Source organism: Bacillus cereus group sp. BfR-BA-01382 (assembly GCF_022663475.1).
Lineage (GTDB): Bacteria > Bacillota > Bacilli > Bacillales > Bacillaceae_G > Bacillus_A > Bacillus_A thuringiensis_S.
This window is the reverse complement of sequence record NZ_JAKUFQ010000056.1, coordinates 1-24,077: the sequence shown is the minus strand read 5'-3', so window position 1 is coordinate 24,077 and position 24,077 is coordinate 1. Positions and strand designations below refer to the sequence as shown.

Below are 24,077 nucleotides of genomic sequence, written 5' to 3'. Positions count from 1 at the left end.
CTTTCCCTTACCAATAGTATCTTTTTTGATACTATAACACAAAAATGTGCGTACTTGTGTCTATGTTACTTTAAAAATATAATTTACTTACAAAATAAATTAACGAAAAGAGGAACTTTTATGACAAATACAAAAGAAATTACAAAAGAGAAAATTATGGAGGCTTTTCATTTCAGACATGCATGTAAAGAGTTCGATCCTATACACAAAATTTCAGAAGAGGATTTTAAATTCATTTTAGAAACAGGCAGATTATCTCCTTCTTCTTTTGGATATGAGCCTTGGAAATTTATTGTCGTACAAAATAAAGAATTAAGAGAAAAACTACAACCGTATTCATGGGGCGCTGGTGGGCAACTTGCAACAGCAAGCCACTTCGTCATTGTTCTTTCAAGAAACATTAAAGATATGCACTATGATGCAGAGTATATTAAATATATGATGAACGATATTATTGGATTGCCTGAAGACACTCAAAAAATTAGATATGAATTCTTCAAAAAGTTCCAGGAAACAGATTTTAACTTATTACAATCCGATCGTGCTGTATTTGATTGGGCATCTAAACAAACTTATATTGCTTTAGGTAATATGATGACGAGCGCAGCTCAAATCGGTATTGATTCTTGTCCAATAGAAGGATTTGATAAAGAGGAAGTAGATTCTTTACTTCGTCAAGAAGGCATTATACAAGGCGATAACTTTGAAGCATCAGTTATGGTTGCCTTTGGTTACCGTAAAGAAGAGCCAAAGCGTGATAAAACAAGACAGACTATGGATACAATTGTTGAATGGATTAAGTAATATAGCACACACAAATAATGCTCCTAATAGCTGGATACTTATACTAAAGAACTATCAGTCGTTTTTCTTATGTATGAATTTGATTTTTCATGGAAAGATATATTAGTATGTATACAGTTTGAGCGCTCTATTTTTAGAGTCGAACAGGAGGAGAATGAATATGTCTGATATTGAAGTTGGCGAAGTGTTTACTCTTAGTGATGAGAATAACGAAGAGCAAGAAGTAGAAGTACTTGGAGCGATGGATGTCGAAGGCGCAGAATATATTGCAGTTGCCTTTGTTGAAGATATCCAAACAGAAACTGAGGAAGACATTGATATTTTCTTTTTAAAAGTAGAAGAAGATAATGAGTTTTCATACATTGAAAATGATGAAGAGTTTGATAAAGTATCTGCTGCGTTTGAAAAGATTTTAGATGAACAAGAACAAGAGTAAACACGAGGGGGGATGCATATCCGCCCTCTTTTTATTTATTACTCATCCAGAGACTCACGCAGTAATTGCAGTACATCTTTCATCGCAAAAGGTCCATCTTTTTTAACATGCTCCGCAAATTCTGAAACGAGACGTAATGTTCTCACACTTTCGATTGGATGTTCTCCTGATGCACTTTCAGCTGAAAGCATAACTGCATTCGTCCCGTCCAGTACAGCTTGAAACACATCAGTCACCTCTGCTCTTGTTGGAATAGAATGATCTACCATAGATTGAAGCATTTGTGTTGCTGTAATGACATATGTATTCGTTCGATTACATTCCTGAATCATCATTTTCTGTAAAAGCGGAATGCATTGATACGGTAACTCTACTCCTAAATCGCCCCTTGCAATCATAATTCCATCTGCTTCTTTACATATATCTTGAAAATTCTCGATTGCTTCCATCGTTTCTATTTTTGCAATTACATTAGGTGACGTTTCTTTATACTGTTGTATAAAATCCCGTATTTCTTTTATATGACTAGGTTTTCTTACGAAAGAACACGCGATAAAATCAACATTCTCTTCTAAAAGAAACTGAATATCTTTTTTATCTTTCTCTGTAATAGCTGGTAAACGAACAGCCGCATCTGGTAAATTAACTCCTTTATGAGATGAGATATTGCCACCTGTTTTTACCTTCGTTTCTATTTTGTCCGTACTTATCTTTTCAACAATTAATTCAACTTCTCCATCATTAATCAAAATTCTACTGTCTACTTTCACATCATTCGCAATTCCTTCATAATCAACGCTTGCTTCTGTATTACTCCCTGTAACTGGTTGTGTATGTAAAATAAAAGAATCTCCTGCCTGAAGTGTAATTTGCTCTCCCTTCACTTCACCTAATCTTATTTTAGGACCTTGTACATCACCCAAAAATTTAATAGAGTCATCTAATGATTTCACTAAACGAATGATGTCTTTATGACTTTCATGCGTGCCATGCGATAAATTTAGTCGAACAATTTTCATACCATTCTTTATTAACTGTGCTAACGTTTCTTTATTATTACTTGCGGGTCCAATTGTACAAATTCGATCAATTGTCATTTTTGTCACCATCCTTTTTTAAATAAGTTTCCCATATGAATTTAAAAATAACAGACATAATGACATGAATAGATTAAAATTTACACAAATTTCATAAGGTTAAACCTATATTCCTTGCTGGCTAAGCATTAGAAGATATATTCGCTTTTTTGCAAATGAAGATATGTTGAATTGAAAGTAAAAGAAAAGTTAAATATGGGATAAACCATTGAGAATTTCGAATTTTTCATATATTGTACGAATTGAGTTCGAACTCAAAAATTTAAAAAGGTGGGAAAATTAGTGAATATGAAAAAATCTTTATCGGTGACAACTTTAGGGTTAGCGGTTTTAGGTTTTGGTTTTACTAATAACGCAAGTGCTTCAGAGGTCGACACTGTAGACAAGCAGCCCGTTTTAGTTGACTTTGATACAATTCAATCAACAAAAACATCTATTGTTCCTAGTTTGACTGTTGCAGCTGCACCTAAGAATGACTCTAACATTAGCGTATATACTCCCTTTTTTGGTAACCCATATGCAGTTGCGAAATCGAAATCAACTACGACCGAAGACTATGTTTATGCAAAAGCAAGAACTTTCAATGGCGATGGCTCATTAGTAAATACGAAAAGTAATAGTGCAAAAAAATCATCCTTTGTAAATGCTACAGCGACCAACACAAGCGTTTATTATGGAGATGATTACGCTATCGGTAATCATACCTATAAATTAAGTGGTTATAATGATGTAAATCACGAAACAAAAGCCTTCTGGTAAGAAAGAGAAAAAAGATATGCATCTTGCATATCTTTTTTCTCTAATACTTTACATATATTGAGGTGCTATTTATGAAACAAATATATATTATTAGCGGTGTTTTACTTATTTCATTACTTACAATTTATATTTTGTTCAATACTTCAATCATACAACCTCATCCTCTTTCCATAGAAAATAAACGAGAGCAACAAACCAATACTATTTCTTACGGATTGAAGGATAATCAAGGCCAACATATCAACAATGGCAGTACAATTACTAGTGAGGATAATAAAATTAATGTAACATTATCATTCGTACATACTATTAATGAAAACCGAAAATATGGATTAATTGTTCTAGAAGATTACGAACAAAAACCTTTTAGAATAGAAGATACTACTAATGAAATATCACACTATTTTTTTGATATGAAACCAAACAGTTCAATTACTACGAAAATCTCTTTACACACCTCTCCTAATGGAAATGAATTAACCTTTTTAATAATTAAAAAACCTGAATACAAATTAAAAGATAATAACTTAAATAAAGCAGCAATTTTAGAAGATATTCTAAGTATGCGATATTCAATGCATCCTTTTCAGAAAGAAAACGAAAAAATAAAACTCTCCCTTATAGATCCAGATGCTATTTTAAAAGATGGTCTTTACGAACCATTATTTGTTACGAACCGTGAAGAGAACTTACAAACTGTCTTCTTTGAAAAGGAAGGCAAGCAATTAACCCTATCAAACGGTAATGAAACGAATGATGAAATGACTTACGCAATCGTAGCTTTTAAAGATTGGAAACAAGTTGAAATATTTAACAATAGAAAAGTCGTTTATACTAAGGTTGCACCTGAAACAAGACAAATCTTTAATTTCACATTGCCTTCAGTGGATCAGGAAAGTAATTTTCAACTCGTTGCTTTTCCATTTCCTTTTAAAGTTAGCGAAGAAGATTATATCAGTCAACAAGCATTCAGTTCCTTTCGCATCGTAATTGAAAATGATAATAAATAAGTTATACTGTGCACATTACAACAACCTAAAAAAGGCCTACTCACACGAGTAGGCTTTTGAAACTATGAAAGTTTCGTCAATAACTGATTTAAATCTTTTTTCGTTTTCGTCGTTAATGATTTCATTTTATTAATATCGATTTTTTCTTTCTCCGCTCCTACAATTAACGGATACATACTTTGACCGATTGTTTTAGAATCCGTCGGATGTGATGCTTCTAGCTCTTTTTCAATCACGTCCCACTTTTCATTAATTTGTTTGCCAAGCTTATTCACTGTTTCCAATTTTGGATTAGCAGCTAACTGCTTGTCCAAGCTATCAATTAATGCCACAACTTCTTTAACGTTCGTTTTCACAGCAACACTTTTCTTCGGATCTTTCGTTGTCTTTTCGTTATTGTTTGTGTTTGAGCTTGTACTTGTGCTTTGATCTGCTGTTTTCCCGCTAGTCGTTTGGTCATTCGTTTTTCCTGTCGTTTCTTTTTCTTTTGTTTTCACATTCTCATTTTGAGTTGACGTTTTGCCGTTACTTTCTGTTCCTGATGATTCTTTCGTATTTTTTGCATCTTTATCTGTTTTTTCATTTGAAGAAGTATTTGTTTCTTTTTCAGTATCTTTCGTTGTTTTGGACGCTTCATCTGCACTTGTCGTTTTTGCTTCTCCTTCATTTTGCGCTGTTACTTGCTCTTTCTTTTCTGCCTCTTTATCTACTGATGGACTACAAGCTGCCATAGTAAGCATTGTACCAATTGTTATCGATGCGATAGCGACCTTTTTCATTTTCATATAAATCCCCCTATGTTTACTTTATTTATCCTCCCCTTTACGATTCGATTTCCCCTTAAAAAATCCCTTTTCATACGAATTACCATCTTTCCGACAGTAATCTTCATAATAATACGGACAAAAACTGATAAACTCATTTTAATATTCGAGTTTCTTCTACTTCATTTTTCTGCTCGTAAGTAAAAGAAAAAGAGTATATTGTCACATTAAGAATTACTATCTTTATATGACGATATACTCTTCTATCAAATTTTTATCTTTCTTGACATTTTATTTATACAAAAAAATAAAATTTCCTTTCGTTTTTTGTTTCTCAACATTTGTTAACATAATATTTTTATGAATAACCACCATTCGAGTGAATAACTTGCCCAGTAACCCATTTCGCTTCTTCACTTACTAAAAAAGAAATTAAGCGCGCAGCATCCATTGTTTCTCCAACTCTACCTTGCGGGAATTTCCATACTAAATAATGTTTTAATTCCTCTGTAATCCACCCTGTATTTGTTGGTCCTGGATCAACGGCATTAACAGTAATCCCCTTCTCCATCGCTACTAGTGCTACTGACTTTGTAAATGCTTCAATTGCCCCTTTCGTTGCTGCATATGCTAGTTCATCTGGCATTGGACCTACTGACTGTCCTGAAGTAAGATTAATAATACTCCCGCCCGTTTTAAGTGAATAATGTTTTATAAACAATGAACTTAATAGCATAGTAGCCCGAATATTAACTGTATAATGTTTATCCAACTGCTCTACATCTAATTCCTCAATTCTCGTATGAGTAGAATATACTGCATTATTAACTAGAATAGATGGATCACCTAACCGTTCTGATACCATATAAAACAAACGATTTGGCGAATAAGACTGCGATAAATTGATTTCTGCCATTTCACATCGAACATCGTAACTTTCAATTTCCTTTTTCAGCAAAAAGGGTTCTTGATCACTCATTCCCCATGGCATCGCTTTATCATACTTTGGCCAGTACGTGAAAAAAATGTCTATCCCCTTTTGAGCAAGCACCTTGCATACAGCTGCACCAATTCCATTCAGACGAGTTGCCCCTGTTACAATTGCTATTTTCTTCACCTTTTTCTCCTCCATCTATACACAGATCCCCTGCATGAATACAGAGGATCTATCTTCTTATTGAATATTTGACAGTATACGTTCAGCACCTAATTTTAACATTTTAATAAAGATATAATTTACAATCGTAAACATTACAAATAAAACGATAAACATAACCCACAGTCCGACATGAAGGAAGAAGTATAATACACTTACTCCCCCCACAATAATTAAAGCTATTAAAATATTAGCTAAAAAATTCCACAAAGTGGTATATCGGCTCTTAAATAATTTCTGCTCTGTATCCCAATGAATATCTGCAGTTTGCGCGTCCCAGCGTGTTCCGATTAAATTAATTAATAACAACCCGTTCGCACTTAGTAAAAACCACAGTATCATAAAGACTGGAGAAATCCCAGCTACAACTGCCATCGTAATACCGAATACTGCTAAAATGATCACATTAATTAACCAAGCAGTGATTGCTTTCGCAAAAAAGATATCCGAAGCCTTTACTGGTAAATAACGATTCACAAACCAAGAGCTTCCATCTCGCGAAAATGACGTTGTTGCAATGACGTTACTACCCATTAAAAATAACGATGCACAAAGACCAACACCAATTGCAAATCCTGTTGTCTTTGGATTGTTAATATACTCTGTAATAAACTTTAAATTTCCATCTTGCACAAATAAAATAAAGAACAACATAATTGGCATAACGAAAGTTTGTACAATGCAATTTAAGAAAAATTGTGGTGTACGGAATAACGTTTTAAATTCTTTTTTCACATACGCTTTTAAATGCGAACTTTGTACTGTTGATTTCTGTAAACCTTCCGCCGAAATAACTTGTTTCTTTGCTGTACTCGTTGAAAGTCCAATAACCCCTTTTAAATATGTACGCTCTGCTATGTAATAAAACAACACAAAGAAGACAAATGAAATAACTGCAAAGATTATTACATATAAAGGTCCCTTCCAATTTGCATTTTCTACTAATGCCACTGCTCCAAAATATGTAGTTGGAAAATAATTTGTCATTTGTACTAAAAGAGAAGATTGATTATTTACAAGGTATTCCGCAGCCCCATCTCCAGAAAACGCACTTTTATTTCTCCACTGCATAAATACGTTAATTCCTACAATAAATAATATACTTACGATTCCAATAAATATATTTCCTCGATCTTTATTTTTCGCTATATTTGTATACCTCATAATAATTGTCATCAGTAACGAAGCTAATACTAACGGCACGATTGGGAAGAGTAAGTAAATAAAAATCATATATATGTAATATGTAATAAATGCGCCACTTTTTAAACCGTACGTAATGAAGATTGGTAATAAAATGAATGAACTCATTACGTATTGTGTAATTAATACCGTTAAAAATTTTGCCGAAATAATTTGCGCTGGTTTTAATGGTAACGGCAGTAACATTTCAATATCATTGCTGTAGTAAAATACAGTTAAAATGTTCGTTATACTCATTAAAAATACCCATATACTCGCAATCGCAAGTCCCATTGCAATAATCATTCCCGGCCCTTGCCCTAATTGTTTCAGACCTTCATACATTCCGTGCGTCATCGAACCAAATATTAAAAATCCAACAAATAAAATAGCTGCAAATGAAAATAAATACGCCCATCGCTTCTTCTTATCTGCTATAAAATCTGCGTAATTTAACTTTAATAGTACCTTCGTTAACGTCCAAATTTTACTCATTGCCCGTCATCTCCAAGAACATTTTTTCAAGTGATTCATTGGATTTAAAATGATCTCTCATTTCATCTAAATTTCCTTTAAACTGCAAATTCCCCTTATTAATAATAGCAACCCGGTCACATATTTTTTCCGCTACTTCTAATACGTGTGTAGAGAAAAATACAATCTTTCCTTTATCCGCATGTTCTCTCATCATTTCTTTTAAAATATATGCAGATTTCGGATCAAGCCCTGTTAACGGTTCATCTAAAATCCATACATCTGGTTCATGCACGAGCACACCAATAATAACGATTTTTTGTCTCATACCGTGCGAATAACTTTGAATTTGATCAGATAATGCATTATAAAGATCAAACTTCTTCGCTAAAGACTCTATTCGTTCTTGTCTTACTTCTTTCGGCACTTCATACATATCAGCCATAAAGTTTAAATATTCAATTCCTTTTAAACGTAAAAACATATCTGGGCTATCCGGCACATAACCAAACGTCTTCTTCGCTTCCATCGGCTCTTCCATAATATTTTTTCCGTTAATCGTAATCGTCCCTTTGTCCACCCCGTGAATGCCAGTAATCATCTTAATTGTCGTGGATTTACCCGCACCATTCGGTCCTAAAAATCCAAAGATTTCGCCGCTAGGTACAGATAAACTTAAATCTTTTACTGCATAGGTAGACCCATTATAACTTTTTGACACATTCGTAATTTCAATCATTCCATCCAATCCTTTCCTTAATTACCAAATAACTATATTGATATTATAGCATACTTCTATTTTAAGATTTTTACATTTTTCAGTTTATTTAACCTTTAAAATAAATATACACCCCTAATCCAACAACTAAAACGACAGCTAGTATAATATAAATCATTGTTAATCGTTTAATATTCCCCTTTGTCGCTTTGCTATAATTTGCATCACCATTCCGCCCAATTAACACCGTCGCAATGACAGTAATCACTACAAGTAATACAACGATCATGATCCAAGTTAGCATTTCTTCCTCCCCCTCCTTACAACCATTTTACAATATTATCCTCTTTATTTCGCAGCATATTTCCTCTTTTTACTATTATTATGAAGCAAACTGGAAAACTATTATTACCATTCCTATCCAATTGTGATATATTTGTAACATAACGTGACTTATTTCTAACAACGTAAGGAGGACCTATCATGAAAACAACTTGGATAAAATATTTAGGATTTCTCGGTTTCTTCGGTTTCCTCGGATTTTTTTATGAAAAAGGATTGTTTACTATGTTCTGTTTCTTCTCCTTTTTCACATCGTATAGAACAGTTCAACACGATGAACTGTTTGAACAAATTGTCAATAAATCGTGTCGCAATGCATTTATCGTTACATTACTAACTACCGCTATCATTATATTTATTGAAATGTTATTTCCAAACCCGGCGCTACAAGAAATTGATATCGCTCTTATTTTCGGCACACTCATTATTACGTTCGGTTTTTCTATGTTCTTTTATGATAAACCTGTTGATGAAATGGAAGATGCACCATGGCGTTCGTAACGAAGATAAAAGAATACCGCGCAAAATTGAACATGACACAAGAAGATTTAGCGAAGCAAGTTGGTGTACGCCGTGAAACAATTAGTCATCTCGAAAAAGGTAAATACAATCCTTCCTTACAACTTGCTCACGATATAGCGAAGGCACTACATAGTACAATTGATGAGATTTTTATTTTTGAGGATAAATAAAAAATACCGTCATTCTTTCCAAGAAGAATGACGGTATTTCTCATCGATTATCCATATAAAACCGCATGAAATACGCCTAATAGTAAGTATTGATCCTCCATGTAATCTCCATCATATGCATTCATCTCGATGTAATACATATCTTCCTCAAGACGAATATTCCAATCTGCGATTAAATAGCCTTTTCGTAATAATTTTCCCATTCCAAATGAAGTTTTATGAACAACATATTCTTCTGCCTTATATGTAAAGGTAAATATAAAATTTGCATCCAATAACTTTCCGTCACATACAAGTATTTCATGCTCTGCATCATTATTATCGATGTACGTTACTAAAATCTTTCTTTGGCGCTGCCTACTTACATCCTTTGCAATGACGCGAATATTGTTCTTAATATCCTTTATTTCATAAATGATATTACTACCAATTTTCGGAATAAAATCCAGCACTCTCATCAGCGTATTTTTATAATAGCCCCTTACTACGCCTACTTGCTCGCTTCCATTATAAACCTCTATCGGCGTCGTATCTGCTTTGCTATCACACGGTCGTTTGTAAGAAAGCTGCATCATTCGCTCTCCTCTTAAGTACTGATCAAACGTCACAGGATATTCTATCGCACGCAGTTCCTTATTTAGCTCATATAAATAGCATTGAACGCTCTCTACTAATGTTTCAGTAGAGATACGCTCTTGAAGTTCAAATTCTTGCCAGCTGGAAGAAACATTCCATTGATTATGATCCTCTTTATAGAAGAAGCCAAGAATTACCTCTTCACGGTCAGCCGTTTCATATTTCATAGGCACGTTTTGCCCGTGTTGAACTTGTTCCATCCACTGACCTAAATAAATGCCCAGCTCTGCAACCTTCATACATGATTTTTGAAAAAATACTCTGTCATCCATACAGATTGTTAAATCCCCTTCGATAAAACCATTTGTATAAGCAACATACCGTGGCTCATTCGTCTGCGGAATAACCTTGTCTAACTCAAATAAAAACGTTAACATCCTTCATTCACCTCTAGTTGTTACACTAATCATACATGACATCGCATCACTCTGAGAAACTATTTATATACGTATATTTAATTCACGCATTATAACACGTGAATGACCTTGTATAGTAGCGTTATTTTTTGTTCTATATCTTAGTATATGAACTTATATGAGCGATTTTTCAAATATATCTATCGCAACTTACAATATATCAACGATTTTTTCAATATATCTATCACAACTTACAATATATCAACGATTTTTCAAATATATCGATTTTTCGACAAATATCAGCACAATTAAAATGAAGCTACCTTTTCTTCAGCCACTTCTACAATTTCTAAAATTTGTAGCAGACTCTCCACTTCATAAGTCGGATTAACACTCGTCTTATTCTCTTTCAAACTCGGATTATACCAACACGTATCAATGCCGAAGTCTTCTCCGCCTTTCATATCAGAAGTTAGCGAATCTCCGACCATTAGTACACTTGATTTATCCGTAATTCCAAATTTCTCAAATGCATAATCAAAAATCTCACGCGCTGGTTTTTGATGACCAACTTCTTCAGAAATAATAATGTGATCAAAGAAATTACATAAAGGTGAATTTCCGATTCTTGATTGTTGCACCTTCGTATATCCATTCGTAATAATACCTAACTTGCAATCTTGTAGATTTTCACATAATTGTACTGCGCCTTCTATAAGGTGTACTTCTTTCCCTAAGTTTTCAAGATATACATCACTAAATTGCTGCGCATCTACGTTTATATTATGAAGTGCAAATAATTGTCTAAATCGATCTACTGCTAATTCACTTAGCGTAATCATTTTATTTTCTAAATCTCTCCATAATCCATTACTAATCTCTTTATAACTTGCAAGATAATCATTATACCCTGTAGGCATACCAAACTGTACAAACGCATTATGTAATGCGTGTCTTTCCGTTTCAGGGAAATCTAATAATGTATCATCTACGTCGAATAATATAACTTTGTATTTCATGATGTTTTCCTCAACTCCTATATTCCCATAGCTTAATTATAACAACAATAAGAAAAGGAGGCTAATTAAAACCAGCCTCCCTTCTTCTTACTTATCTTCCAGCAATAACTCTTTCATTTCCTCTAACGACTCTTTCGTAAAGCCAAGAGCCCTTTCAGCGTATGCTTCAACTGATCCGTATTGCTTTTGAATTTCACCAATCGCAGCTTGCAAGTATTCAGCACGTGCTTCAAACATTGCACCTAATATCGCTCTGCTCTCATCGTTTTGTAATTTCGCACCTAAAAAGGCCATCATTTTTTCATTTAGCTTTTCACGAAATCCGTTACTTAGTAAGTAGTCTTCCATTACTGTTTTTTCTGGTACACCTAGTAAAAGTAGTAATAATGCTGAACCAAATCCAGTACGATCTTTTCCAGCTGTACAGTGGTTTACTAACGGTAAGTTTTCCGGGTTTTGCGCTAAGTTTAAGAAGCTCACGAATGCCTCGTTACCACTTACGAAACCTTGATTCATTTTCACAAGATATTCACCTGGTTTTCCTAACATAGAAAGGTCACCAACTTGGAAAAACTCATTTATATTTAAGTCTTTCGCTAAGTCTTGCATAACTGGTAAGCACACTTGACGAGCACCCGTAATCTCTGGATTCGGCTTATGCTTCACTTCAAAGTCTGTACGGTAATCGCAAATTAACTTTAAGCCAGACTTTTGTAAATAGGCAATATCCCATTCAGTTAGCCCTGCTAATTCTTCAGAGCGGTATAATTTGCCCCATTTTACTTTACGGCCTTCAGTCGTTTCATATCCTCCCATATCACGGAAGTTAAACGCACCTTGTAATGGCAATCTACGCTCGGCTACTGTTACTGCTTGTCCATTACTTCCTACTAATTTAAAATATGGACGTTCATTTTCACTCGGGTTTTCAATTGTATATGATAATTCTCCATTTACAGTTGCAAGTAATTCTCCATTTTCTTCAATATGATCTGGCGAAGTACTCCAGTAAATGCGAACTTCCTCTATATTATTTTCCCACTTTATTTGTAACGTATTATCTTTATTTCTTTCTACAGTTGCTTGTAACCAATGTCTTTGCTGTCCCATTCTTTCACCAACGCTTTCTCTTATAGTCAAATCTTATTCTATCATACCTTTCGAGAGGACTCCCACCTCTAAACGTAAGTGAAGGTGGTGAGGTGAATCGAAAAAAATATTTTATTTTCAAAAAAATAAAAAACAGAAACATATGTTCTGTTTTTTTGCTATAATATCCTTAACAAGGAGGTGAATAAAATGGCAAAAGAAAATCCATCAAACTATAAAACTCTTCAAATCTGGATTAAAAAAGGGCATCGTATGTATTCTTATTTTCAAGAATGTTGTCATAACGCTAAGAATATGTACAACACCACAAACTTTTATATACGCCAGGTGTACACTGGATTAACACAAGAAAAAGAGTTGCAGCCTTTGCAAAAAGAAGTTCTGGATAATATTCATGAAAATATTGGTAAGATGAATGACACACAACTTCTTGCCTATCAGAAGAAATTGGAAAAAGAGAAATTAAAGCCTAAAGAAGAACAGAAAGAGATTAAATGTAATTTGTTTTCAGAACCTAATTTTGAAAAACCTTATGTAGATTACAACTTTCTAGATGCACTATTTAAGGCTATGATTCAAAATGATTATCGAGCTTTGCCTACGCAATGTAGCCAGTCCATCATGAAAGGTTTGTTCCAAAATTGGAAATCTTTTTTTGCTAGTTTAAAAGACTATAAAAAGAATCCAAACAAATATGCTGGAATGCCTAGGATTCCAAAGTATATTCGTTCTTCTGAAAAAGAGATTCTGTATACAAACCAAGATTGCATCATTAAAAACGGTAGATTTTTAAAGTTTCCAAAGACGAAATTGCAATTAAATATTGGGAAACTAGGTTTCACTGAAGGTAAACTGAAACAAGTTCGTGTGATTCCAAAATACAATGAATATGTAGTGGAATTGGTAATTGATGTTCCTTCTGAACAACAAATGATTGAAGAGAATGCTCGTTATATGAGTATTGATTTAGGGATTGATAACCTTGCAACCATCGTAACAAACACAGGTATGAAACCTGTACTTGTCAAGGGCAAACATGTCAAAAGCATAAATCAATATTACAACAAAATGAAGAGTCATTTTACAAGCGTTCTTAGAAATGGAAAACAAACTAATGAAAGACCTTTTACTTCTAAAAGGATAGAAAAACTTCATCAAAAACGTTATTTGAAAATAAAAGACGTCTTCCATAAAGTTAGTCACCACATCGTAAAACTAGCTCAAGAAGAAGAAGTTTGTAAAATCGTTATTGGTCAAAACAAAAATTGGAAACAAGAAACGAATATGGGAAAAAGAAATAACCAATCGTTTTGTCATATCCCGCACAATTTACTGATTCAAATGATTACATACAAAGCAAATGCTGTAGGCATTCAAGTTGTTGTAACTGAAGAATCATATACATCGAAAGCAAGTTTTCTGGATAACGACTTCATTCCAACGTATGGAGAAAATGACCAAAATACAACTTTTTCAGGAAAACGAATAAAGCGCGGCATATATCGTTCAGCAAATAAAACTTTAATTAATGCAGATGTAAATGCTGCGGCTAACATTTTACGAAAAGTAATCCCAAATGCATGGACAAATGGGATAGAGGGGTTAGGCGTGAAACAGCTCGCTAATGTGTTAACTCCCCTGACGTTAATCGTCCGTTAGGTCGAAACGTTAGAAACCCCCACTTCAACCTTCGCTAAGTGGGGGAGTGTTCATTGTATTATAGGAATATCTACTTTGTCGTTCTCATTTTTCTTTTTATCTTACAAACAGGCAAAAAGTTCTTTTACTTGTTCAAAATTCGTACATGGATTCCCTCGAAATACGTATGCGATTTGTTCATTACCTAGATTTTCATATACAACTGTTCCACGATCAGGGTGAGAATAAAACTCTAACCCGTTTATAATTTGTTGTGGACCATAATTCATTGCCCATGAAGAAACAGGATAATACGCTTTGTTTTTATGTCTACAAACCCAAAGTGCATATAGTTTATTATCTTCGTCCCAGTATACATACTGCGTTTCATCATTTCCAAAACCGACCGATTCAAGTTTCCAACTCAGCTTTTTATGAATTGATAACTTTACATAGCGTATGTTATCTGGATCATTCCACTCACGACATCTTCCTATCTCACCCATTTCACCTCTCTTAGCTTGAAAGCTTAATAAGTAAAATGGTGTATGTAATATCGTTTTCGCAAACTCTGTATGTACCGGCTGTAATCCGAGTAGAAACCTTTCCATTTCGCCTTGGTTTACATATCCATGATCAACAGAAATTTCAACTTGTGTTTTCCATGTAGATGTAACGTAACTTTCTTTTCCTTTATAATTTACACCTTTCCAATACACAAGCTTTTTATATTGAAAACAATCCCCTTTTGCTTGAGAAATACAGGTATCTGGAAATACTGGCTCCATTATATCGAGAAAAAACTCCTTTACTCGAAACATTCCAGTTGGAGTATCAATCTGAAACCAAACAGTTTCCCACTTTTCACCTTCAAAACGTTCTGAAACTTTTTCAATTTCCCATCCTTCTAACAACACATTTGGATACAGTAAAACGAATGAATGCATGGATTGTTTTAACATATATACCCCTCCCACTAAATGAGTTCGAGAGAGTACATCATTCATCCTCCTAAAACACCCTCACATACCGCTCAGTACAACTTAGCAGCTGACATCCATTCTTTTCAAAAACATCCTTCATCCATTCATTTTGTATATTTGTCTCACCAATATAATAAGATGCACCTATTTCCTTTAAGACAAACAACGCACCTGCAAATAATGCAGCTTCATATCCCTTATTACGCATATTTGGAGTAACTGCGAAGTACATAAGTTTCCCTTCTTCTAACGTACCTCTTTCAATATGCGGGATTACAATTCCTATCGGCTTTTCATCGACATTCGCTGTTAAGCAATGTTCTTTCCATTTCTCACCAATTTCTTGTAGCATCATATGCACAAATTGATCATGAACGACTGGTTCTCCCGTCGCTTCATTCCACAGTGAATAAAAAGCCTCTTCCCCTACTTCTTCAATTAACTTAAAATCAACTTCACTTTCTATATCTTCTACTTCGTATATATCTTTAAATACAATCATGCTTTCCGTAACATATTCAAATGAATACGTTTCAAAACATTTTTTATACACATCATAATTTGGGCTTTTTGAAGAAATTTCAAAATGTAGTTTTTCTAATTCACCTTTTTTAGCTTCAGCAACGCAATATTGCATCATTTCCTCTAATTGCTCTTCTGTAAAAATCTCTGCATTATTTTCTTTTATCATAATAGAAGAAGCACTTCTTCTTATTTTAAAATGTTTTTCTAACTGTTCTATCGTCGTCATATTCTTCCCTCATCTATATCATACTCGAATTTCTAATCGTTCTCCTTGCATGAGCAGGATTGTCCTTGAATATATAGAATACTAGAAAAGATCGCATCTTTAAAGTGCGGAGGAGGTTCTCCAGTGGATATTACAGCATTGCAACAACAGTTAGAGCTTATACAACAAAATGACTATACGCAACTACAGCATATAGACGTAAATGAGTTAACTTTGAACATGCTTCAGTATATCGGAACGACTGATAGCTACGTTCGTTACCAACTTATATATAAATGTTTTGCGCATTTCATTCATCATGAATTCCTTATGGACGATCAGCTGAAATTACTTCTGCAAACTTGTTTAAGTGATGAGTATTTATATTGTGACATTTACTCCCCACATACAGATGGGGTTTTCACACGTTCTTACACTGTTTCGTTAATTGCGTTAATACTCCAATTCGCTAATTCGCACTACTTTTGTACAGAGGAGGATATCGAAGAAATAAAAAATAAACTCATTACATATACAAACTTAGAAACGGATTTTCGAGGCTATATTGAAAACAAAGGATGGGCTCATTGTCTTGCTCACGTATCTGATGCTTTCACCGAAATTGTTCATAATACGTATACGACCTTTGAATGGTACGAAGAATTAATTCATTGTTTATTAAATAAAATTTTTATTCCATCTGACCTTTTTCATAATAATGAAGATGAACGCATTGTTACTCCATTACTAGCAATGCTGTATCATGATTTTCCTCAAAACGAGTTAATTTCTATTATTCATAAAAAAATAAAAAGGCTTCCTCAAATTAGAAAACGCCTTTCACTTAATGAGTATTGTATTTTATGCGCCAACATTAAAACCTTTTTACGCACATTATTTTTCAGAACGAAAGATGACCATAACTTAGCTTTTACAGCGCGTAAAACAGAAAGAATGTTAAAAGAACTCCCTAACTATTATTAAATACAAGGAGCAAAAATATGGGCTACATTGAAGACATGAGAAATCTAGTAGGAAATCATCCACTTATTTTAATAGGATCACATGCCATTATATTAAATGAAAAAGATGAAGTATTACTGCAGCTTCGGACAGATTTTAACCGATGGGGCATTATTGGGGGTGCCTTAGAATATAACGAAACGTTAGAAGGTGCTTTAAAACGAGAAGTATTTGAAGAAACTGGACTTATTATTAAAAATCCAGAACTATTCCGTACATACTCAGGGCCAGATTTCTTTCAAATCTATCCAAACGGCGATCAAGTACATGGTGTACTCGTTGTTTATATTTGCCGCGAATTTCACGGGGAGCTTATATGTGATAAAACTGAGTCAAAAGAATTACGTTTCTTTCCGTTTGATGAGTTACCTAGTACTCTTCATCCAGTCATTGAGGGGATTCTTCGCGATTTTCATCACTCTAATTAAAAATATAAATAAAACAACCTCATTTCCCGTCATTACAACGTGAAATGAGGTTGTTATCGTTCACCGTAAATCCCTATTTCCCCAAAATGATATTAACGCTCTCTTTCTACAACTTTATATCCCTTTATAAAAAGGATAGTTATATAAGAAACAATAAATGAAAGAATAGTATACATGCCAACCCAAAAGAAAAATGCTGGATCGTGCACTGTAACACTTAACATAAGAAAAATAAGAAATGTTACAATTGGCATCGCGTAAAATGTACCTACTTTATATGTCACAGCTATTGAAAAAATACAAATAAGCAATGGATATATACAGAAAATAAAAATGATTTCACTCAATGTTATGTCCCCCTTTTTGCAGAAATAATAGGTTTCTCGTAAACATTTGGGGGAACAACAAAATTTTATTTTTTATTAGTAAATATAATGTTAGATTGTTATCTCAATCTGATTCCCTTCAGGATCACTTACTACACTTTCATAGTAACCATCCCCTGTAGTTCGTGGGCCGTTTAACACAGGGTACCCTGCTTCTCTTAATGTATGAGTTAATTCATTCACCTTTTCTTTATTACCTACAGAAAAAGCAATATGCGCATATCCTACTGTTTGTGTTTTTATTTTATCGTCTATCCCTACTTGTCTCATAAGTTCTAGACGCGCACCACCTTCAAAAGTTATGAAATAAGATTCAAACTGCTTTTTCGGATTGTGATATAAGCTATTTTCTTCACCACCGAAGTACTGTTTATAGAAATCACACATTCCTTCTAAATCATTCACCCAAATTGCTACATGTTCAATTTTCATAATCGACACCTTTTCTTTTATGTTATTCAACTGGCAATTGGATGCTTCATTGCCAGTACATTTAATTTTCTTTATTTGTTCTCGTAATCATAAGATCAAGTCCAAGGCTTTTTAACCCATATAAATAATCTTCTTTCCAGTTGCTCACTGTTATTTTCGGAATATGTTCTGCCGGAATGTACTGCGGACAACTTTTTACAATTTGATCTATTACAAATTGATTCACTTCATCATCACAGAAGATAAACGTATGAGGGTTAATAATAGCTATACATGTAGCTATTAAACGAGTAATAGCATCTATATTATATTCCTCTGAATTATGCGAATCCCCACTTCTCAAAGCTTGTAAGAAATTTTTATTATCATACTGCGGAACGAAAGATATCTCTCCTGAGAAAAATGTACTTCCGCGTACGACATCTCCATTTACCATAATCCCCGCACCTGGGCCATTTTGACCTGAATACAAATATACAAGAGAGGAATTGTCATTATTCCTCGTGTTTTTATGATACCCGAGCACTGCAGCATTCATATCGTTTTCTATTACTACTGGTATAGAAAACAGTTCCTCAAAGTGACTTTTCAAATTAAAATTTTGAAACTTTTCATATCCAGGAATATAGAAAATACGCCCATTATCGACCGCACCAGGGACACCAATTGATATAGAACTTATTTTTGGAAACATAGCTATAAGACTTTCTATATGTTCTGTTAATACGCTTAGTCCCGCATCAATTAATGCACTTGAAGTACTCCCTTGTTCTTTTACTTCCCCTAAACAGTTAAAAATTGTATAATTCGTCTCATTTTTTTCTAAAAATATCGCTAATCCTAACATATATTCTGGATTATACGCATATCGTTTCGCTCTTCTTCCGCCACTTGAATCATCTAAACCGACTAAAGTGACTTCACCATCTTGTTTCATATTTTCTATAAATTTACTTATCGTTGGAAAACTAATTTCTAATGTATTACTAAGTTCAACTTTCGTCGCACTTCCTTGCTCTAGAAGAGCCGTACGAATGCCGCGAAGGATCGTCTCTTTAATTGATTTTTGAGTAACAAATTGTTCACTCAAATCGCTCACCACCTTAATCAACATACTTATTAAACACTTTTAATAAGTTGCGTTGACAATATATCATACATCATTTTCTAAAGCAATAGAGATGATATATTTCCGCTGCATGCAATCCTTATTTAGCTCGGTGTATTCTCTCTTGTAATAGACGATACAATTCCAGACAAAAGAACAAATAATAAAACCGCTAGCAAGGCATTACGTATTCCGAATGCTTCCCCAAGTATCCCTAAAAATGGTGGTCCGACTAAAAAGGCTGTATAACCAATGATAGAAACTGCAGCAACATTAGAAGTCGCATTTTCACGGTCATCTCCAGCAGCTGACAGACCAATTGGGAAACCTAGCGCTGCACCAATCCCCCACAGTACTACACCAAATGCTAGAAAATACGAATTACTCCCAAATATTACGATTGAAATTCCTAGAATCGCCATCATAATAGTGGCACGTACGACAGCGACACGACCGAATCGATCAAGGAAATAGCTGCTACACATACGAGTTAACGTCATTGCTAATACAAAAATTGCGTACATAATAGAACCTGCCACTATACTTTGCTCATGTCCATCTACCATCACGATAGGTAGCCAATCATTTGCACTACCTTCTGCAAATGCCATTCCAAGCACAAAAAGACCAATTAAAAGCACCTTTTTTTCCATACGTAAGGAAGTACGCTTCTCTCTCCTTTTGTTCCGCGATTTCTCCTTCTTTCCTGTTCCATGCGAAAGAAAACGATACACCATACATACAAGTAATAGAAATATGACCGAAATCACAAGAAACTGATACAGAATCGGGATGTGAAGCGACGCTGCGACAGAACCACTGAGCGCGCCTACTAAAGTTCCTACACTAAAAAAGCCATGGAATTTCGGAAGAAGAGTTGTTCCTAATTTCTGCTCAATGGAAGAACCTTCTACATTCAATGCGACTTCCGCCAATCCGTAGCCTACTCCAAATACTAGTAAGCTACTAAAAGCCCCCATACTAGAAACAAAATAAATATTTATATCTAAACAAATCAATCCAACAATCATAAAAAACATACTGCCTATAATAACGTCTCTAGCTCCCTTACAGTCAATGAAGCGGCTTGCACTCAGTAAACCAATTATTGAACCAACAGATAGTCCGAACAAAATCCAGCCCATTTCTGCATTTGACACTGCTAACATATCTCGAGTAGTTGCTGTTCTTGAAATCCATGTAGCAAATGCCACACCTGGCAAAGCAAATAAGAGAAAAAGAGCATTTCGAGAGGCAAGTAATCTCTTTTTATGATTGTCCGCACTATATTTCTCCATATGAAACACCTTTCACATTGTCTATACGATAATTTACGAACTGTTGAAAACGCCCTTTATTCTTCTATCGTTTTAATAACTTTAGCTGGATTACCACCAACTACTACATTATGAGGTACATCTTTTGTCACAACTGCCCCTGAAGCAATTACAGCGTTGTCTCCAATTGAAATACCAGGGTTAATAATAGCTCCCCCGCCAACCCAAACATTGTTACCTACCTTTACTGGCTTTCCATATTCTTTACCAGAGTTCCGCTCTACCGGATGCAACGGATGCGTAGCAGTATAAATGTGAACACCTGGTGCAAACATACAATTATCACCGATTCGCACTTCACAAACGTCCAAAATCACACAATTAAAATTTGCGAAAAAGCTCTTTCCAACATGGATATTGTAGCCATAATCACAACGAAAATCAGGATTAATTTGGGCTTTCCCATCAGCTGAAGAACCTAAAAGCTGATTTAATAACGTAAAACGTTTTTCATCTCCTATCTCCATCGCCTCATTATAAAGGCGTGTTAAACGTTTTGCTTCAGTTCTATCAGCTACTAACTCTTCATCATCTGGCATATACATTTCTCCTGCCACCATCTTTTCTTTCTCCGTTTTCATACATTCATCTCCTTTTTTATTGAATGAGATCCACTTATTAAACTTCTTTAATAAGTGACTTAAATTATACTTATTAAACACATTTAATAAGTAACCCTATATTAGCATACTTTTTAACATATGCAACTAATAAGTTTTGAAAAGAAGTGCGAATTCCTTGCTCTACATATCAATATGAAGAATATTATATAGATAAACAAGGGAACGCTCAGCGCCCCCTCTCAAATCCAATCCGTTTTTTAATTTCAGCTAAATTTACCTTCGCGATTTCTCTTGCCCGCTCAGCACCTTTTTCTAACGCTTCGTATAATAAATTTGGCTCATTCATATACCTAGCGTATTTCTCACGAGGTCCAGCTAACTCACGATCTACAACGCGAAACAACTCTTTTTTCACATCACCCCATCCGATTCCAGTCTCATATTTTTCACGGATCGACTGTATTTCAGCCTCTGTCGCAAATTCTTTATAAATTATAAATAACGTTTCTAGTTCTTTCGGTTCATTCGGAAGTGAAGAATCTGTTTTGATTTTAAATATTAACTTTCGTAGTTTTTCTTTCTCTGCAAATAATGGGATTACATTCCCGTAACTTTTACTCATCTTTCTTCCATCAAGTCCTAGTAATATTGCTCCTTCTTCTTGTATGACATACTCCGGAAGTGTAAATGTCGTGCCGAATGTATGCTTAAAATACGTCGCAATATCACGTGCAATTTCAATATGCTGAATTTGATCTTTCCCAACTGGTACATGAGTAGCTTGAAATAGTAATATATCCGCCGCCATTAAGATCGGATACGTATATAATCCCATATTCACTCCTGCATCTATCTCTAAACCCGCTTCTTTATTTTGCTCCACCTTCGCTTTATACGCATGAGCACGGTTCATAAGTCCTTTCGGAGTTAAGCAAGCTAATATCCAAGCTAATTCTAGAATCTCCGGCACTTCTGTTTGTCTATAAAAAATAACATCTTCCCCAAGTCCAAGCGATAACCAAGTAGCTGCTACCTCTTCCGTATAACTGCTGAACTTTTCTGAATCATGCACAGCATTTAATGCATGATAATCAGCTATAAAGTACAATGCTTTTCCTTCATTATTCTTTAACATTTGTAATGCAGGTTTAATCGCGCCAATATAATTTCCTAAATGCGGATAACCTGTCGGCTTAATTCCTGTTAACATTATTTTTTCACTCACACTAACTCCTCCTTTCTCAAAATAAAAAGAGCCTCTCATCCTTAAAAAGGACGAGAAACTCCCGCGGTACCACCTTAATTAGCTATCATTATAGCTCACTTCAACTTCTTAACGTGAAGTAACCGTCTTTACCTACTCATTTCAGTTAGAAGCTCCAGAGCCCATTCCATATTCATCCCTTACTGATTCTCACCACATATCAGCTCTCTGAAAAGTTTCGAATATGTACTCTTCTCTTTCATTGCTTTTTCGTTATTTTTTTACAGTTTATCACATTCCACTTCCAAACAAACCCGAATTTTCTATTTTATATAGCAGGAATTTCCACTTCAATTGTCTAATCTTATATAGGTTTGCAGAAATATTCAAAACAACTTTGGAGGTTTTTTCATGGTAAAATATATATCCATTTTAGGTTCCACAGGATCCATCGGCACATCTGCATTAGATGTTATTTCAGCTCATCCTGAACATTTCAAAATCGTCGGTTTAACCGCAAATTATAACATTGATCTTCTTGAGCAACAAATCAAAACGTTTCAACCTCGTATTGTAAGCGTTGCGACAAAAGACTTAGCAGACACGCTTCGTACGCGTATTTCAGCAAATACAAAAATCACACACGGGACTGATGGCTTAATTGCAGTAGCTACTCACCCTGATTCAAATCTTGTATTAAGTTCTGTTGTCGGTGTTTCAGGATTACTCCCAACAATTGAAGCATTAAAAGCGAAGAAAGATATCGCTATTGCTAATAAAGAAACTTTAGTTGCAGCTGGACATATCGTAACTGAACTAGCGAAACAAAACGGATGTCGCTTAATTCCAGTAGATAGTGAGCATTCAGCTATTTTCCAATGTTTAAACGGAGAAAATAATAAAGAGATTGAGAAGTTAATTGTAACAGCTTCCGGTGGTGCTTTTCGTGATAAAACACGTGAAGAAATGCAAACGTTACAAGCTAAGGACGCTTTAAAACATCCAAACTGGTTAATGGGCGCAAAACTAACGATTGATTCTGCCACATTAATGAATAAAGGATTCGAAGTAATGGAAGCGAGATGGCTATTTGATATTCCGTATGAAAAAATTGATGTAATGATTCATAAAGAAAGCATCATTCATTCTTTAGTAGAATTTATTGATGGATCAGTTATGGCACAGCTCGGTGCTCCTGATATGAGAATGCCTATTCAATATGCGTTTCACTATCCTACTCGGCTACCTTCTTCCTATAAAAAATTAAATTTATTAGAAATCAGTAGTTTACATTTTGAAAAACCAGATTTAGAGAAGTTCCCTTGTCTACAATACGCATATGAATGTGGCAAAATCGGTGGTACTACTCCCGCTGTATTAAATGCAGCAAATGAAATTGCGAATGCACGATTCTTAAAAAATGAAATTGTCTTTTTCGATATTGAAAAAACAATTTACAAAACAGTTGAAGCTCATCATAACGTAAAAGACCTTTCACTAGATGCTATATTAGAAGCGGATCAATGGGCGCGCCAATATGCAAATGAATTGTTAATAAAAAAGAGCTAAAACAGTTCCCACTGTGAAGTGACCCCTAAAAGTTAGACACGGTTATTTCATTAGGCAGCTTGATAAAAGTGAGTCCGGTATTGTACCGGGCTCATTTTTAATTTTGCCTTAATCCGTTTCG

27 protein-coding genes and 1 other annotated feature are annotated in these 24,077 nt (G+C 34.5%); of the genes, 10 read left to right on the top strand and 17 right to left on the bottom strand.

Annotation, left to right across the window (positions count from 1 at the left end; genetic code table 11):
- Positions 1–120: 120 nt before the first annotated feature.
- The gene (locus tag MR160_RS20485) at positions 121–804 is read left to right on the top strand and encodes an NAD(P)H-dependent oxidoreductase (RefSeq protein WP_000185604.1); all 684 of its coding nucleotides are present in this window, start codon (positions 121–123) and stop codon (positions 802–804) included.
- Positions 805–958: 154 nt separating this feature from the next.
- Positions 959–1,240, top strand: coding sequence for a DUF1292 domain-containing protein (locus MR160_RS20480; RefSeq protein WP_002005464.1), 282 nt, complete (start codon positions 959–961; stop codon positions 1,238–1,240).
- A 38-nt stretch (positions 1,241–1,278) separates the two neighbouring features.
- Here MR160_RS20480 and MR160_RS20475 read toward each other — a convergent pair whose 3' ends face one another.
- A complete protein-coding gene (locus MR160_RS20475) occupies positions 1,279–2,337 on the bottom strand; it encodes a pyruvate kinase (RefSeq protein ID WP_000151077.1) in 1,059 nt (352 codons plus the stop codon).
- 282 nt (positions 2,338–2,619) lie between these two features.
- Between MR160_RS20475 and MR160_RS20470 the strand changes: the two genes are divergently transcribed.
- Positions 2,620–3,096, top strand: coding sequence for a hypothetical protein (locus tag MR160_RS20470; protein ID WP_001056350.1), 477 nt, complete (start codon positions 2,620–2,622; stop codon positions 3,094–3,096).
- 71 nt (positions 3,097–3,167) lie between these two features.
- Entirely contained in the window at positions 3,168–4,106 is a 939-nt protein-coding gene (locus MR160_RS20465) for a hypothetical protein (protein WP_000810164.1), read from the top strand.
- Between the two features lie 62 nt (positions 4,107–4,168).
- Here the strand turns inward: MR160_RS20465 and MR160_RS20460 are convergent, their stop codons facing one another.
- From MR160_RS20460 to MR160_RS20440, 5 genes are all read right to left on the bottom strand, one after another.
- On the bottom strand, positions 4,169–4,891 hold the full coding sequence (locus MR160_RS20460) for a hypothetical protein (RefSeq protein ID WP_000782564.1): 723 nt from the start codon (positions 4,889–4,891) through the stop codon (positions 4,169–4,171).
- A 337-nt stretch (positions 4,892–5,228) separates the two neighbouring features.
- Positions 5,229–5,987: an SDR family oxidoreductase gene (locus tag MR160_RS20455; protein ID WP_242297934.1), complete on the bottom strand. Its 759-nt coding sequence runs from the start codon at positions 5,985–5,987 to the stop codon at positions 5,229–5,231.
- Between the two features lie 57 nt (positions 5,988–6,044).
- Positions 6,045–7,703 carry a putative ABC transporter permease subunit gene (locus tag MR160_RS20450; RefSeq protein ID WP_000036853.1) on the bottom strand — a complete coding sequence of 553 codons (1,659 nt, stop codon included), beginning with the start codon at positions 7,701–7,703 and terminating at the stop codon, positions 6,045–6,047.
- Positions 7,696–8,421, bottom strand: coding sequence for an ABC transporter ATP-binding protein (locus MR160_RS20445; RefSeq protein WP_000570204.1), 726 nt, complete (start codon positions 8,419–8,421; stop codon positions 7,696–7,698). The genes MR160_RS20450 and MR160_RS20445 overlap by 8 nt, the downstream gene beginning before the upstream one ends.
- Before the next feature lie 88 nt (positions 8,422–8,509).
- Positions 8,510–8,704: a hypothetical protein gene (locus tag MR160_RS20440; RefSeq protein WP_000958863.1), complete on the bottom strand. Its 195-nt coding sequence runs from the start codon at positions 8,702–8,704 to the stop codon at positions 8,510–8,512.
- A gap of 179 nt (positions 8,705–8,883) precedes the next feature.
- On the opposite strand from MR160_RS20440, the gene MR160_RS20435 reads away from it, so the two are divergent.
- Positions 8,884–9,243, top strand: a complete 360-nt coding sequence (locus MR160_RS20435; protein ID WP_000859207.1) for a DUF3796 domain-containing protein — start codon at positions 8,884–8,886, stop codon at positions 9,241–9,243.
- The gene (locus MR160_RS20430; RefSeq protein WP_000896294.1) at positions 9,231–9,434 is read left to right on the top strand and encodes a helix-turn-helix transcriptional regulator; all 204 of its coding nucleotides are present in this window, start codon (positions 9,231–9,233) and stop codon (positions 9,432–9,434) included. Before MR160_RS20435 ends, MR160_RS20430 begins: the two co-directional genes overlap by 13 nt.
- A gap of 47 nt (positions 9,435–9,481) precedes the next feature.
- Here the strand turns inward: MR160_RS20430 and MR160_RS20425 are convergent, their stop codons facing one another.
- The 3 genes from MR160_RS20425 to MR160_RS20415 form a co-directional block, all read right to left on the bottom strand.
- Positions 9,482–10,447, bottom strand: coding sequence for a tubby C-terminal domain-like protein (locus tag MR160_RS20425; protein ID WP_000955132.1), 966 nt, complete (start codon positions 10,445–10,447; stop codon positions 9,482–9,484).
- A 287-nt stretch (positions 10,448–10,734) separates the two neighbouring features.
- Positions 10,735–11,445 (bottom strand): YjjG family noncanonical pyrimidine nucleotidase, encoded by a 711-nt coding sequence (locus MR160_RS20420; protein WP_000875913.1) that lies wholly within the window; start codon positions 11,443–11,445, stop codon positions 10,735–10,737.
- 87 nt (positions 11,446–11,532) lie between these two features.
- On the bottom strand, positions 11,533–12,555 hold the full coding sequence (locus MR160_RS20415) for a tyrosine-protein phosphatase (RefSeq protein WP_044782785.1): 1,023 nt from the start codon (positions 12,553–12,555) through the stop codon (positions 11,533–11,535).
- A gap of 189 nt (positions 12,556–12,744) precedes the next feature.
- Here MR160_RS20415 and MR160_RS20410 point away from each other — a divergent pair, with 189 nt between their 5' ends.
- The gene (locus MR160_RS20410) at positions 12,745–14,214 is read left to right on the top strand and encodes an RNA-guided endonuclease InsQ/TnpB family protein (protein ID WP_242297929.1); all 1,470 of its coding nucleotides are present in this window, start codon (positions 12,745–12,747) and stop codon (positions 14,212–14,214) included.
- 101 nt (positions 14,215–14,315) lie between these two features.
- On the opposite strand, the gene MR160_RS20405 is transcribed toward MR160_RS20410, so the two are convergent.
- Both MR160_RS20405 and MR160_RS20400 read right to left on the bottom strand, forming a co-directional pair.
- The gene (locus MR160_RS20405; protein ID WP_044784256.1) at positions 14,316–15,155 is read right to left on the bottom strand and encodes a hypothetical protein; all 840 of its coding nucleotides are present in this window, start codon (positions 15,153–15,155) and stop codon (positions 14,316–14,318) included.
- Between the two features lie 49 nt (positions 15,156–15,204).
- On the bottom strand, positions 15,205–15,927 hold the full coding sequence (locus MR160_RS20400; protein ID WP_044784255.1) for a GNAT family N-acetyltransferase: 723 nt from the start codon (positions 15,925–15,927) through the stop codon (positions 15,205–15,207).
- A 123-nt stretch (positions 15,928–16,050) separates the two neighbouring features.
- Here MR160_RS20400 and MR160_RS20395 point away from each other — a divergent pair, with 123 nt between their 5' ends.
- Positions 16,051–16,890: a DUF2785 domain-containing protein gene (locus MR160_RS20395; protein ID WP_000355454.1), complete on the top strand. Its 840-nt coding sequence runs from the start codon at positions 16,051–16,053 to the stop codon at positions 16,888–16,890.
- A gap of 17 nt (positions 16,891–16,907) precedes the next feature.
- The gene (locus MR160_RS20390; RefSeq protein WP_000540466.1) at positions 16,908–17,357 is read left to right on the top strand and encodes an NUDIX hydrolase; all 450 of its coding nucleotides are present in this window, start codon (positions 16,908–16,910) and stop codon (positions 17,355–17,357) included.
- A gap of 92 nt (positions 17,358–17,449) precedes the next feature.
- Here the strand turns inward: MR160_RS20390 and MR160_RS20385 are convergent, their stop codons facing one another.
- From MR160_RS20385 to MR160_RS20360, 6 genes are all read right to left on the bottom strand, one after another.
- Positions 17,450–17,704, bottom strand: a complete 255-nt coding sequence (locus MR160_RS20385; protein ID WP_001289513.1) for a YbeF family protein — start codon at positions 17,702–17,704, stop codon at positions 17,450–17,452.
- 90 nt (positions 17,705–17,794) lie between these two features.
- A complete protein-coding gene (locus MR160_RS20380) occupies positions 17,795–18,175 on the bottom strand; it encodes a VOC family protein (RefSeq protein WP_000687550.1) in 381 nt (126 codons plus the stop codon).
- Between the two features lie 61 nt (positions 18,176–18,236).
- Positions 18,237–19,265, bottom strand: coding sequence for an ROK family transcriptional regulator (locus MR160_RS20375; RefSeq protein ID WP_000003031.1), 1,029 nt, complete (start codon positions 19,263–19,265; stop codon positions 18,237–18,239).
- A 122-nt stretch (positions 19,266–19,387) separates the two neighbouring features.
- Positions 19,388–20,581, bottom strand: a complete 1,194-nt coding sequence (locus MR160_RS20370; protein WP_242297928.1) for an MFS transporter — start codon at positions 20,579–20,581, stop codon at positions 19,388–19,390.
- A 56-nt stretch (positions 20,582–20,637) separates the two neighbouring features.
- Positions 20,638–21,201: a maltose acetyltransferase domain-containing protein gene (locus MR160_RS20365; protein WP_000845634.1), complete on the bottom strand. Its 564-nt coding sequence runs from the start codon at positions 21,199–21,201 to the stop codon at positions 20,638–20,640.
- A 208-nt stretch (positions 21,202–21,409) separates the two neighbouring features.
- The gene (locus tag MR160_RS20360; RefSeq protein ID WP_098577966.1) at positions 21,410–22,408 is read right to left on the bottom strand and encodes a tryptophan--tRNA ligase; all 999 of its coding nucleotides are present in this window, start codon (positions 22,406–22,408) and stop codon (positions 21,410–21,412) included.
- A gap of 43 nt (positions 22,409–22,451) precedes the next feature.
- Positions 22,452–22,659: a binding site (T-box leader), on the bottom strand.
- Between the two features lie 139 nt (positions 22,660–22,798).
- Here MR160_RS20360 and MR160_RS20355 point away from each other — a divergent pair.
- Complete coding sequence (locus MR160_RS20355; RefSeq protein WP_000241772.1) at positions 22,799–23,956, top strand: 1-deoxy-D-xylulose-5-phosphate reductoisomerase; 1,158 nt, start codon at positions 22,799–22,801, stop codon at positions 23,954–23,956.
- Positions 23,957–24,077 lie beyond the last annotated feature (121 nt).